The organism is Exiguobacterium sp. s149 (assembly GCF_018618395.1).
Classification (GTDB): domain Bacteria; phylum Bacillota; class Bacilli; order Exiguobacteriales; family Exiguobacteriaceae; genus Exiguobacterium; species Exiguobacterium chiriqhucha.
The window spans coordinates 13280-26793 of record NZ_JACSLZ010000006.1 but is presented as its reverse complement, the minus strand read 5'-3'; the positions used below and the strand labels follow the sequence as shown (position 1 = coordinate 26793).

At 54.2% G+C, this 13514-nt stretch carries 9 protein-coding genes; all 9 read right to left on the bottom strand.

The annotated features are described in order from the left end of the window. Positions 1–101: 101 nt before the first annotated feature. On the bottom strand, positions 102–1967 hold the full coding sequence (locus tag KNP81_RS09715; protein ID WP_214719913.1) for a DUF7507 domain-containing protein: 1866 nt from the start codon (positions 1965–1967) through the stop codon (positions 102–104). Between the two features lie 226 nt (positions 1968–2193). Continuing rightward, positions 2194–4191 (bottom strand): NAD-dependent DNA ligase LigA, encoded by a 1998-nt coding sequence (ligA, locus tag KNP81_RS09710; RefSeq protein ID WP_214719794.1) that lies wholly within the window; start codon positions 4189–4191, stop codon positions 2194–2196. Between the two features lie 9 nt (positions 4192–4200). Then, positions 4201–6417, bottom strand: coding sequence for a DNA helicase PcrA (gene pcrA / locus KNP81_RS09705; RefSeq protein WP_214719793.1), 2217 nt, complete (start codon positions 6415–6417; stop codon positions 4201–4203). Positions 6418–6455: 38 nt separating this feature from the next. Continuing rightward, on the bottom strand, positions 6456–7133 hold the full coding sequence (pcrB, locus tag KNP81_RS09700) for a heptaprenylglyceryl phosphate synthase (protein WP_214719792.1): 678 nt from the start codon (positions 7131–7133) through the stop codon (positions 6456–6458). A 93-nt stretch (positions 7134–7226) separates the two neighbouring features. Further along, positions 7227–7463 carry a hypothetical protein gene (locus tag KNP81_RS09695; protein ID WP_021065206.1) on the bottom strand — a complete coding sequence of 79 codons (237 nt, stop codon included), beginning with the start codon at positions 7461–7463 and terminating at the stop codon, positions 7227–7229. 12 nt (positions 7464–7475) lie between these two features. Beyond that, on the bottom strand, positions 7476–8858 hold the full coding sequence (locus KNP81_RS09690) for a TrkH family potassium uptake protein (RefSeq protein ID WP_214719791.1): 1383 nt from the start codon (positions 8856–8858) through the stop codon (positions 7476–7478). A 36-nt stretch (positions 8859–8894) separates the two neighbouring features. Then, complete coding sequence (locus KNP81_RS09685) at positions 8895–9200, bottom strand: YerC/YecD family TrpR-related protein (RefSeq protein WP_034781303.1); 306 nt, start codon at positions 9198–9200, stop codon at positions 8895–8897. 67 nt (positions 9201–9267) lie between these two features. Beyond that, a complete protein-coding gene (locus KNP81_RS09680) occupies positions 9268–11010 on the bottom strand; it encodes an adenine deaminase C-terminal domain-containing protein (protein WP_214719790.1) in 1743 nt (580 codons plus the stop codon). Between the two features lie 179 nt (positions 11011–11189). Next, entirely contained in the window at positions 11190–13475 is a 2286-nt protein-coding gene (locus tag KNP81_RS09675; RefSeq protein ID WP_286038442.1) for a bifunctional diguanylate cyclase/phosphodiesterase, read from the bottom strand. Positions 13476–13514 lie beyond the last annotated feature (39 nt).

Sequence of the window (13514 nt, the reverse complement as noted above, 5' to 3'; positions counted from 1 at the left end):
TGTCCATTATAACAAAATCATCCGTTGAAAAAAGTGTCGAAGCGGAATCAGTGCCAATTCACAGCAAAACACCCTTCAACTCGAGTTGAAGGGTGTCCACGTCATGCTTTCGGGGATGGGCGACGTCGATGCGTCAAGAACAAGAGACCGAGCACGATCAAGACGAGTCCGAGTACCGTTCCCCACGTTTTGGTCGTGCCTGTCATCGGGAGGGTCGCTTGGTCTGGCGTCACCGGAGTCGTCGGTTCCGGCACATAAACCGATTCATCTTGGTCATCACGGTTATCGTCGTCCGGTTTTGGAAGGCTTTGCTTCACGTGCACGGTCGCCTCGACCGTCCGCGACACGCGCACCTCACGATTGACTTCGAACGTGAACGTCGTCCGGTTCGTGAGCACTGCGCCGGCCCGCACATCGTAAGATGGCAAGAGTACTTTCTCCATCTCGAGTACGACCTCTTCGCCTGGGACTAGTCCGTTCTCGACTTCAGCCAGGGCACGCATTCCGTCTCGAAGCGTCTCGGTCGTCTCGCGCTGTTCTTTGGTCGTCAACGCCCCGCTCGTCCATTCGTCGAGGACGTCGACGAAGTACAACGTGACGTTCGACGTGTTCGTGATTGTATACGTATAGCGAATCGCCTCACCTGGATGCACCGTCTCGGGACGCGCCATCTTCGTGACGGTGAAGTCGGCTTGATTCAATAAGACGATTTGTTGACTCTCGGCATCGATGATCCGACCGTAAGCATCGGTCGCAGCGACGCGGAACACGTTCCCGATTTCAGGGGCGCTCGTCCAATCGTAATCGGTTGGAATCGATAAGTTGACGGTCGCCTCGACTCGTTCCCCAGCGAGAAGCCCATCATCGCCGACGAGTGCCAATAAGCGCTCGCGGACGTTTGCATTAAACGTATCGACCGCCTTGGCGTCGATGTCGCCGCTAAAGAACTCATCTTCGATGGACGTGATTGTGAGCGCCGTCTCGCCTGTATTCTCGATGACGAACGTATACGGAATCATCCCACCGACGACGGCTTGGTCAATGTTTGCCTCTTTCCCAACCTCAAGGCCAATCGTCTCGTTCGGTACGACCGTGACGCTCGCTTCCTTACAAGCTGACGGGACAGCCTCGTCTTCGACACCGATACAGAACGTATTCGTCACGACGGTCTCACTCGTCACGTCTGGTGCGAACGTGTCGAATTGAATCGTCGTCGTCCCGACCGGTATCGTCGGGAACGTCCATTCAAATGCAGGCAGCCCACTCACGGTCGTTGGAGCGACCGAGCCTTCCGGACCGAGCACTTCGACCGAATCCGCGACGACGGTCAACGCTTCGGGCACCGTGTTGGTCACAGACAAGTTCTCAATTGGAGCGCCCGTCACATCGATGACGAGCCGATGTGTCACTAAATCTCCGCTTAACACACGCTCGATTGGCCCATCGGCACCGAGCACCAATTGCTCGATGGCAACTGCCGGATTAGCGGAGGGTGCGGCCACTTCTTCTGTGACAGGTTCCTCTGGTGATGGCTCTGGATCAACGAGCGGAGGCTCGACCGGTGTGTCGACGTCTGGAACGGTCTCCGTCCCATCATCGCCCGGTTCGCTTGACTCACCTGCAAGCTCCTCCATCTGAAACGCATAGACGGCGTTCGGAAATGAATAAGGAACACCGGCTTTATCATACAAGGTGACTTGATCGATCGTCGTCAAGTCGACCTCTGTCGCATCAATCATGAACCGCCAAATCGTTGACGTCTCACGCGCCCCGTAATACGTGACGTCCGCGTAAATCAAACTCGCGTCATCGTACGCTTCGATTTCTTCAGGGCTCAAATCAATTTGTGCATAAATTGGCGTAGGTGTCATTGTCGTGTTGGCGTAACTTCCATGCGGTGCCCACATGCCAATCAATACGAGGACGAATGTGATGAGTGCGATGAAACGTCGGTTGGTGCGTTGCATGATGGTCCCCTCCTCTAAGGTGTGACGAACGTCTGCGATGACACGCTCCGGCACGGGAGAGGGATGGAGGATGAGTGTGCGCGAGTCGTGGTGTAAGGTCTTGGTGTCGAAAAGTATTTGTAGATACTAATCATTACCCGTCCCATGAGGGCACGAATCTGCTCGAAAACGGAAACGTTTGAAAATCAGGTCAATGAAAAAAGGCCCTCCCTACGGAGGACCTCGTTCAAGATCGGTCGGCTAAGAAGGCGAGCAACGCTGCCTCATCCCACACTTCGATGCCAAGTGACTCGGCTTTCGTCAATTTCGACCCTGCCTTCTCGCCGGCGATGAGGAGGTCGGTGTTCTTGCTGACGCTGCCTGTGACGCTTGCACCGAGTAGTTCAAGTTGCTTACCGGCCTCGCCACGCGTCATCTCATGCAGTTTCCCGGTCAAGACGACTGTCTTCCCGGCGAGCGGCGCATCAGCGTCAGCGACCGGTCGTTTCGCACCTTTGAACGTCAGATTGACACCTGCAGCGCCGAGGTCACGGACGAGGTCACGAGCTTCCGGCTTCTCAAAGTATAAGACGATCGATTCAGCCATCTTCGTACCGATACCATCGATTGACGTCAACTCGTCGACGGATGCCTCCATGACCGCTTCCATCGTCTCGAACCGTTCCGCAATCAACGCGGCCGCTTTTTGTCCGACGAGGCGGATACCGAGCGCGAACAAGACGCGCTCGAGCGAGTTCTGTTTCGACTGTTCAATCGCCGCGAGCAAGTTCGTCACCGACGTTTCACCCATCCGGTCGAGTGCGAGCAGCGCATCCCGGTCGAGACGATATAGGTCGGCCACGTTATGGACGAGGTCAGACGCATGGAGTTGCGTAATCACTTTCTCACCGAGCCCATCGATATTCATCGCGGGGCGCGATACGAAATGAATCAGCCCTTCGAGCAGTTGGGCCGGGCATTCCGGATTGACGCAGCGGTGGTCCGCCTCGCCCTCCAACCGGACGAGTTCAGATTCACAAGCTGGACAATGCGACGGGAAGACGATTTCCTTTTCCTCCCCGGTCCGCTCACTGACGAGCGCCGAGACGACGGCCGGGATCACGTCCCCCGCTTTCTTGATGACGACACGGTCTCCGATGTGAAGGTCCTTCTCTACAATGAAGTCCTCGTTATGGAGCGTCGCATACGTCACGGTCGACCCTGCGACCGAGACCGGTGCGAACCGCGCACGCGGCGTGACTTTCCCGGTCCGCCCGACACTAAAGTCGACGTCTTCAATCGTCGTCACGACTTCCTCGGCCGGGAATTTATACGCGACGGCCCAACGCGGACTTTTCGCCGTGAAGCCGAGCTGTTCTTGCTCTTCGTAAGCTGCGACTTTGATGACGATGCCGTCAATCTCGTACGGCAACTCCGACCGCTTCGTCACATACGTTTCAATATAGTCCCATAACTCATCGGCCGTATGACACGTCGTGTATTCTTGGCTGACGGCAATCCCGAGACGGCGCAAATATTCGAGCGACTCGTCATGCGAGGCGACGAGATCGTCCGTCGAGACGAGCCCGTAGGCGAAGAATGCCAAATTCCGCGACGCCGCGATTTTCGAGTCGAGCTGCCGGAGCGAACCTGCCGCCGCATTGCGCGGGTTGGCGAATAGCGGTTCGCCGAGGCGTTCCCGCTCGTCGTTCAAATGTTCGAACGATCGTTTCGGCATGTACGCCTCACCGCGCACCTCGAACGTGACGTCCTCGTTCAACCGGAGCGGAATCGAGCGGATTGTCTTCAAATTTTGCGTGATGTCTTCCCCAGTCGTCCCGTCCCCGCGCGTCGCGCCACGGACGAGCCGACCCTCTTCGTATTTCAGCGACACGGCGAGCCCGTCAAACTTGAGCTCGGCGACGAACAGCGGACTGTAGCCGAGATCTTTCTCAATCCGTTCGACCCATTCGACGAGTTCTTCTTTGGAGAAGACGTTCCCGAGCGACAGCATCGGCGTGTCATGTGTCACTTTGACGAACGCATCGAGCGGGACGCCGCCGACACGTTGCGTCGGTGAATCCGGACTCCGGAGTTCCGGATAGTCCGTCTCGATTTCAATCAATTCGTTCATGAGACGGTCGTATTCCGCATCCGGGACACTCGGTCGGTCGAGCACATAATATTCATACCCGTATTGATTTAACTTTTGACGAATCGCTTCAACGCGTTCTGCCATCTCCATATGATCACCTCACGCTTTTTCGATTGGGGCAAACTTGGCGAGCAGGCGCTTGATGCCGACTGCCGGGAAAGCGATATCGAGCTCGAGCTGATCGCCTTCGCCACGCGTCTGAACGACCGTGCCTTGTCCCCATTTCTTATGATTGGCCTTGTCCCCAACGTTCCAACCGATTGATTCGGCGCCGGACGACTGGGCAAGTTTTGGTTTCGGTTTCGAGCTGAAGCCGTTCACAGGAAGTTTCCCCGGCGACTCGACTGGATTCCATGGCATCGGCTTCTTCGCTTTGCCCGAGCGCTCCAAGAGCGTCTCTGGCAACTCGTGCAAGAAGCGCGACTCCGGGTTGTTTTGGAAACGCCCGTACAACATGCGGGACTGGGCCCGTGTCAAATAGAGACGCTTCTCGGCCCGCGTGATGCCGACGTACGCGAGACGGCGTTCTTCTTCCATCTCTTCCGGGTCGTTCAAGGCACGGCTGTGCGGGAACAACCCTTCTTCCATCCCAATCAAGAAGACGACCGGGAACTCAAGTCCCTTGGCCGAGTGTAGCGTCATGAGTGTGACTTGGTGTAACTCGTCGACTTCTTCGAGCGTGTCGAGGTCCGAGACGAGCGTCAAATCGGTCAAAAAGGCGACGAGTGTCTGCTCGTCACTCTCTTTCTCAAAGTTTTGGGCGACCGAGAGGAACTCTTGCAAGTTCTCAAGGCGGCTCTCGGCTTCGAGCGTCTTCTCGATTTTGAGCATCTCTTCGTAGCCTGACTTCTTCAACACTTCTTCAATCAATTCCGAGATGGACAAGTAGTCGGCCATTTGACGCAAATCGACCATCAATTGACGGAACTCGGTGAGCTTCGTCGCTGTGCGCGGCGCAATGCCCGACAGTTCGATGTCACGAATCGCTTCCATGAGCGACACGCCTTGCATCCCGGCGAAGTCGCCGAGCTTATCGACCGTCGCGGCGCCGATGCCGCGCTTCGGTTCGTTGACGACACGGACGAATGAGATGTCCTCGTCCGGGTTGGCGATTAAGCGCAAATACGCCAAGATATCCTTGATTTCTTTTCGTTCATAGAACTTCGTCCCGCCGACCATCTTATACGGGATGTTCGACTTGAGGAGCATTTCCTCGAGTCCACGCGATTGGGCGTTCGTCCGGTACAGGACGGCCATCTCGCCGTAATCGATACCTTCTTGGCGGAGCTCCTTCATCTGATTGATGATGAAGAACGCTTCATCCCGGTCATCCGAGGCGACATGCAAGAGGAGTTTCTCGCCTTCGACGTTCTCGGTCCAAAGCTGCTTGTCTTTTCGACCCGAGTTGTTTTGAATGACACCGTTCGCCGCTTCCAAAATCCGCTTCGTCGACCGATAGTTTTGTTCGAGCAAGATGACGTGCGCGCTCGGGTAATCCTTCTCGAACGTCAAGATGTTGGCGATATCGGCACCGCGCCAGCGATAAATCGACTGATCCGAGTCACCGACGACACACAAGTTCTCATGTGCCTGCGCGAGCAACTTGACGAGCGTGTATTGGGCCCGGTTCGTATCTTGATACTCGTCGACGTGGATGTATTGGAATTTCTTCTGATAAAACGCGAGCACGTCCGGCGCTTCTTGGAACAACTGAATCGCCTTCATGATCAAGTCGTCAAAGTCGAGCACGTTGTTTTGCTTTAATTTCTTCTCATACGCCGTGTAGACGTCCGAGATGACTTTCTCGTACGGGTTGTTGCCGACGAGTGCGGCCGCGTCTTGTGGAGTGCGGAGCTCGTTCTTATGGTTCGAGATCATACCGAGGAGCGTCCGCGGCTCATATTTTTTCGGGTCAAGGTTCAACTCTTTAAGCACTTGTTTGATGGCCGTCAACTGATCGGACGAGTCGAGAATCGAGAAGTTCCGGTCATAACGGATGCGGTCGATGTCGCGCCGTAAAATCCGGACGCACATCGAGTGGAACGTTGAAATCCAAATATCGTCCGCGACGCCACCGACGAGGCGGGCGATCCGGTCTTTCATCTCGCGGGCCGCTTTGTTCGTGAACGTAATGGCGAGAATGTTCCACGGCGCGATTTGTTTCGACGCCATCAAGTAGGCGACGCGATGCGTCAAGACACGTGTTTTCCCAGACCCTGCTCCGGCCATGATGAGCAACGGGCCGTCCGTATATTTGACCGCCTCCGCTTGCGGAGGGTTCATGCCTTTGACTAATTCTTCACTCAAGTTATACATAATCGTTTCCTTTCCCTATCCAAACATTTGTTCTTATTTTATCGGAGTGCCGCGACAGTCGCAAGCGCTCCTTCGAAATTGTCATAAATCACATTGCCCACGACGATTGTATCGACGTGTTCAGCCATCACCCGGGCTGCCTCGTATCCGGTGATGCCGCCCCCATAAAACAGATGGGCGTCCGGCACCGCTAGCCGCACTTCTTGGACGAGTTCGACCGATCCGAACGTGCCGCTATACTCCACATACAAGGAAGGCAGGTGGAACAAGCGATGTCCCGCTTCCGCATAAGCGATGGCTGTCTCGATGGACAAATCGGTCTTCGCCTTGGTCACGTGGGCCACTTTCGCATCTGGATTCAAAACGATATACCCTTGTCCGGTCACATCCGCATGAAACAAGTGTCCGTATCGTTCGAACGCCCTCGTTTGATGACCGATGACCCAGTCCACGGTGCCCGCGTTCAAGACGGTCGGAATGAAATAGTGGTCGAAGCCTCGAATCACTTGCTCGGGATGGCTCATCTCGAGCGCGAGCGGAATGCCGCACCCTTCGAGACGAGTGTAGAGCGCGAACGTGTTCTCCGCGTCGACCCCGTCCGTCCCGCCGATGAGGAAAGCGTCCGTGCCCGAACGGATGAGCGCCGCGAGCGCCGAATCATCGAGCGGTTTATTCGGATCAAGTTTAAAGACGTGGCGCCACGATTGAAAATCCATTCGGCTTCCCTCCCATTCGATACCTTCTCTAGTGTAGCGATTTTTCCTGTCGCTTGCATCTGTTGAACAAAAAAAGACTTGCCGAGGCAAGTCTCAAGCACGTCTAGCGTGCGTCTTTTGTTCGCGGGCCGTCATCCATTTGGCGACGACGAGTGCGAACAGTCCGTAAACTGGGATGAACCAGAGCGGATTGGCCAAAAAGAAGCCGAGCACTGGAATCTCGAGTAACGGTGAATCCGGCGAGCAGAGCGCCGTTCCGTTTACGACCGCGATGAACGGTAAGACCGGGACGGCGAACACGTAACCAAAATTGATCCAAAAAGCCTTCATGATCTGAGCTCCTTAGCCTAAGATGATTGATTCTTTCGGATAATTGTACATCCGTTTCGGCTGTCTCCGCTGCAAAATCAAAATGAAGGCGATGACACCGATTCGACCGATGAACATTAAAATCGTGAGCACCCATTTTCCGACGTTACTGAACTCTGCCGACAGACCGACCGACAAGCCGGTCGTTCCGAACGCTGAGCACGCCTCGAACAAGATGCGGGTAAGCGATGCGTCTTCAAAGAAGGTGAGCACCATGACCCCCGTGAGCAGGACAGCGAGTGACACCGTGATGATGACAAACGCTTTCCAAATATCCTCGAGCACAATCTCACGCCCGAAAATTTTGATGGACGAGTCCCCGCGAATGAACGCGACGACCCCGAGCACGGCGACGGCGAACGTCGTCGTCCGAATCCCCCCGCCGACCGAGGACGGGGACGCCCCGATGAACATCAGAATCGATAACAATAACATACTGCCTTCCGAGAAGAGGTTGACGTCGACCGTCGTCAAGCCTCCGTTTCGCGTCGTCACGGACTGGAACAACGAATCCGAGAGCGCCAGCCAGAGCGGTAAGTCTTTGAACGCGTTATTGTATTCAAATAGAAACAAGCCGACGGTCCCGACCGCAATCAATCCGAAGAACGTGGATACCGTCAATTTCGTGAACAACGAGAAACGGCGCGGGAAATTTTCACGTTTCCGCATAATTCGGTTCGTCAAGTAGGTGCGAATCTCGACGAGGACCGGGAACCCGATGGCGCCACCGGTCATGAGCGCGATTTGCGTAAAGATGACGAACGGGTCTTCCCGAAACGGCGCGAGCGAGCTGCCGGTGATATCGAACCCGGCGTTCGTCGTCGCACTGATTGAACCGAACAGCCCTTGCAGGAACGCCTCTCTGGCCGTATCAAAGTAATTTAAGTAATGGATTCCGAGTATGATTGCCCCAATCGCTTCAATCGTGATAACGGTGATGACGATTTCCGCAATATACTTCACGATTCCAGACATCGACGTCTGGTTCTGGTCCCGTAAAATCAGCTGCCGCTCGCGAAAACCGATGCGCTTTCCGAGCAAAATCCACATGATGACGTGCAAACTGATCAGACCGACCCCGCTCACTTGAACGATGAACAGGATGATGAACAGCCCGAACGTCGAAAACGTCTCCGTCACGACGATTGGCGTCAAGCCGGTGACGCTTACACAGCTGACCGCGAAGAAGACGAGATCGGTGAACGTGATCGTGACACCCGGCTGTCGCGCAATCGGTAAGGCGAGCAGAATGATCGACAACACGACCGCCGCACTATAGATGAGTACGAGCGTCTGGACCGGTGTCAGGTTTCGAAAGAACAGCTGTACATTTCGTTTCATAAACTTGTCTTGCATCTCGCCCCTCCTCTCCCATCAAAAACAAGATGACTCTTACGAGTCACCTTCTGATTGTTGTAGACGTTCAAGGGCAAGATCATAACCGCCAGACCCGTAGTTCAAGCAACGCTTGACGCGGGAAATGGTGGCTGTCGAAGCGCCTGTCGCTTCTTCAATTTTATGATATGTGCTACCTTCGCGAATTTGGCGGGCCACTTCAAGCCGTTGGGCGAGCGCCTGTACTTCGTTCACGGTCGCTAAATCTTCAAATAGTTGATAACAGTCTTCGAGTGTATCGAGCTTCAAAATCGCCTCAAACAGCTGATCGAGCTCTCGTCCTCGTAATTTATCGAGTTGCATCCGCAAGCATCCTCTCTCATCGTACTTCTTTATCATTCTAAAGCACGACCGGCTCGGACTCAACTGTTCATCGTAAAATTGCCGGAAATAGTATTTGTTTCTTCATCACTTCGTAAATTCCGAGTGGCGTGGCCCGGACGTACGGCAAGTGCGTCGATGCCAAGAACAGGAGCGTGTATATCGGATCTTCGAACTTGTACCCGCGTGCGAGGAGCTCAGCCCGCAACACTTCTTCTTGGACAATCAGTTGTTCGACCGGTTCCTTCGACGTCATGCCACAGAGCGGGAGCGGGATTTCTGCGACGATTTCACCGCGGTCGACGAGGACGATGCCGCCGCCAAGTTCTTTCATCCGCTCGAACGCCGTCATCATGTCGCGTTTACATTTTCCGAGAATTAAATAGTCGCCGCTAATTGAATACGAGCTGACAAGCCCACCGAAGTCGTTGGCAAATCCTTTCAGCACCGTGTTGAGGCGCCACTTCCCTTCTTTATCAAGCAACATGAGGAACGACTCGTCCCCGTCACGCGGCAATTCGTCTTGACCGGTGTCGTGTGAGATTTTGAACAGTTTCATGATGACCGAGTTGACCATGTCGAGCCCGACAGGCATGCTGAACGACAGATCGTTCGGCGTCAGTTCGATGTCGACGTTCGTTGACGGCATCAAGGCAAGCGCCGCATCGACGAGCTCGTTCGGAAATTCGGACGTCCCGTCCCGATAAATCCATTGCCCTTTAGCAATGACAGCGGTCGGCCGTGGCTCATCAATCGCATCAAGAATATTGAGATGGGCGATGCGTCCCGGCGCAATCGAACCGAGGACGTGATCGAGCCCGAAGTGGCGCGCCACGTTCAACGAGACGATGCGGTACGCTTCAACCGGAGGCAATCCGGCCTCAATCATGATTTTTACGAGTGCGTCTTGGAGCCCGTCTTGATAAAAGCCTGGCGTCGAACCGTCTGTCGTGACCATAAGATGATCGAACGCCTCGAGTCCTGCGTCGAGCAGACCACGGATGATGCCCGGTAGGTCGGGACGGATTGAGGAATGACGGAGCGTCGTCGTATAACCGTGTTCAAGCCGGCAGAGCGCTTCTTCGGCCGTCATCGCTTCATGGTCGCTGTGAACACCCATCAGCGCCATCTTCGTCAACGTCTTCGCCGAGGCACCTGGGAAGTGTCCTTCGACCGGGAGCCCGCACGTCTCCGCATCGAGCATCCACTGAAGCATCTCGTCATCACCTTTTAACGTTCGCGGCCAGGCCGTCAATTCTCCGGCCATGATGACGTCCGGGTGATTGAACCAAGCGTGAATCCGCTCGGAGTCGACGAGGACGCTATCACGGTCAAGTTCGGTCTGCGTATCGAGACGCGCCCACCAGTACGTGCTCGTCGGAAGCTGTTGCATCGCTTCCAGTTGCGCAAACGCTTGCTCCTTATTTTGTAAAAAAAGAAGCATGTTGTCATTCACGAGCGTTGTCGTCCCCCGCTCACCTGCATACTTCGATAGCGTCGCCGGATTATATAGTTGGAATGGATGCGCGTGCGGCTCGATATAGCCCGGCACGATGTATTTCCCTGACATATCCACCGTCTCGACGGCGGCTTTCGGTACATCTGGCCCGACATAGACGATTCGGTCATGCTCAATCCATATGTTTGCTTGTTTCCACTGCTTCACGTACATGTTTAAGTATGTGGCATTCGTCAATACGAGCGAAGGTGGTCTGACTTGGCTCACGACTTCTAATTGTGACCGAATCATCGCTTTAGACCACGGTGCCCGCGCCGATCGTTTTGGTGGCATCGAACCCAATCCTCCCTTAATCGCCTCGCCATTATTATTAGAAAATAATTTTGTAAGCGTTTTCTTTCATCTGATTCAAGTTTACCTTTTCTCTGAAAGGCTCGCAAGCTATGTTGCCCATTGTAACGGAATTCACATGAAATTCACACAAATAAAGACGTCTCCCGCGGGAGACGCCTTCACCATTCATACATCGTGACCGTCTTTTTCAAATAATGCTCGAGTTGAGCGAGCGGAACGGGCCTGCTGTAATGATAGCCTTGAATGAGGGAGCTGCTATGTTCGAGCACGAAGGCAAGCTGCTCTGGACGTTCGACTCCTTCGGTGACGATATCGAGCCCGAGCGTGTGGAACGTCTGATATAATCCTTCGAGCAACGCCCGGTCAAACGTGTTCTCCGGAATCCCTTTGACGAAATTCTGGTCGATTTTAATCAAGTCGAGTTGGAGCGACTGTAAAAACGACAGCGACGACGTGCCGACCCCGAAGTCATCGAGCGAGATTTTGACGCCGATGGCCTTGAGCGATTGAATGAACTGCTGAAGCTCATATAAATTGCCGCCGACCTCGCTCTCGGTGATTTCCACATGGAGACGGTGAGGGTCAAACTTCGAACTCATCAACACTCGTTCTAATGAAGCTAAAAACGATCCGTCGGCGATTTGGCGCTTCGACACGTTAATCGATAGGAACAAGTGATGTCGTTCCACGTGGTCTTTCATCTCTATGACCGCTTGTTCGAGCACCCAACGACCCAAATCAGAGATGAGACCGAGCTGTTCGGCGACAGGTATGAACAGTCCAGGTGAGATTTGACCTTTCGTCGGATGATTCCAACGAACGAGCGCCTCCACGCCACGTACGGTAAACGGTCGCGGCGACACGATTGGTTGATAATATAGTTCGAATTCATCATGTTCGAGAGCATGGCGCAAGTCACGCTCCATCTCGAGCGTCTGTAAGTAGTGGCTTCCATCCTCAATTTCTTGGAACGTGAGCACTCGATTCTTTCCTGAAAGTTTTGCCTCATGAATGACGACATCGAGCCGCCCCATCATCATCTCGTACGTATGGTGCGGTTCGGCACAAGTGAACACATCGATACCGATTGTCGCCGCCATCCCCTTCACCCCGTTGACTTCAGCCCAATCCTTCAAGTCTTTGATCAAACGCCGGGCGACCGGCTGCAATTGTTCGAGCGTCCAGCTTGGGTGGACGAACATGAATTCATCGGCACCGATTCGGGCGACAAATCCGTCTTCTTTATAAAAGTTAAGTCGGGAAGCGATATAAATCAGGACGGCGTCGCCTGTCCGGTGTCCATACTGGTCGTTGACGCGCCGGAAATCGTCCAAGTCCAAACCGAGCACGCCGATTTGGTCTTGTTTGCCGCGTATGTTCGAGAAGTAGTCCTCAAGCGCGAGCCGGTTCGGGAGCACCGTCAACGCGTCACGGAACGCCCGATCAATCACTTCGGCACGTGTGTCTTCGAGTGCCGCGAGCACTTCATTCATGCTCGTTGCCATCTGTTCAATCTCATCGTGGCTGTTCGCATCACGACTGAGCCGGAGCCGACTATCCCGTTCGAGCGTGATCACTTTCAACTCACTGACGATTTCCATGAGTCGCCGAATCACGACCCGGTGAATCGTCCATAGCAACGAAAAGAACAGGCCGAGCCCAAGGACGACGAGGGCGATCATCCCGAGTCGCAACATCGCCACCGTATTTTCATAATGTGTTTGTTCGACGGTGAATTTGACTTCGAAATCGGACTGTTGAAACACCGTGCCAAGTGGAATCACAACGTTGGTCCCCGCATCGCCATCCGTGATGACCGTCTGATTTTGACGCGCAGGTTGAATCGTCAATGGAATTTTCGTCTGAGTGCTCATGTCCGCCAGAAATGCCGAATCCACGAACTCGAACATGACGAGCGTACCTTGACTTGGACCACTACTATCACTTCGTAAAATCGGGTGGCTTACGTACAGCGTCGGACCGAAATCACTCGCATATATGCCGTTTTGCATACCTTCCTGATTGCTCAATCGAGAAGTGACCGCCTTGATGAGCGTTTGTTGATCGGATTTTGACAACGTCGTGCCCGCTGAACGGAACGACGAATAGAAAGTTTCTCCGTTCTGATCCAAATAGACGATGGCGTTTACGCTCAAGTTTTCAAGCGATTCCTCACTAATGTTACTTTGAACATAGGAGGCGTTCCGTCGCTGCACGAACGTATACGTGTCATTCCAGACAGCCCAGTCGACGAGTGTGCGCTCGAGCGTATGCTTCCGATTGGCAAGCGTCTCTGACACGCTCGCGACGTGACTCTCGACCGTCTGCCGGTCTTGTTCCATGCTTTTTTCGATAAAATAAGGGCGGACCCCAAAAAAGATGACTCCGACAAACACGACTATATTCACGGCCACCGCAATCATGAGTTTCGTCCGAATGCGCACGTCGACCACCTTCTTCCTTCAATCTACTCCATTATTGTA

Coding starts and splice junctions, on each gene's coding strand:
- KNP81_RS09685 (WP_034781303.1), bottom strand. CDS start 9,200: ATGCAACTCGATAAATTACGAGGACGAGAGCTCGATCAGCTGTTTGAG.
- KNP81_RS09690 (WP_214719791.1), bottom strand. CDS start 8,858: ATGCAAGACAAGTTTATGAAACGAAATGTACAGCTGTTCTTTCGAAAC.
- pcrA (WP_214719793.1), bottom strand. CDS start 6,417: ATGTATAACTTGAGTGAAGAATTAGTCAAAGGCATGAACCCTCCGCAA.
- KNP81_RS09715 (WP_214719913.1), bottom strand. CDS start 1,967: ATGCAACGCACCAACCGACGTTTCATCGCACTCATCACATTCGTCCTC.
- pcrB (WP_214719792.1), bottom strand. CDS start 7,133: ATGGATTTTCAATCGTGGCGCCACGTCTTTAAACTTGATCCGAATAAA.
- KNP81_RS09695 (WP_021065206.1), bottom strand. CDS start 7,463: ATGAAGGCTTTTTGGATCAATTTTGGTTACGTGTTCGCCGTCCCGGTC.
- ligA (WP_214719794.1), bottom strand. CDS start 4,191: ATGGAGATGGCAGAACGCGTTGAAGCGATTCGTCAAAAGTTAAATCAA.
- KNP81_RS09680 (WP_214719790.1), bottom strand. CDS start 11,010: ATGCCACCAAAACGATCGGCGCGGGCACCGTGGTCTAAAGCGATGATT.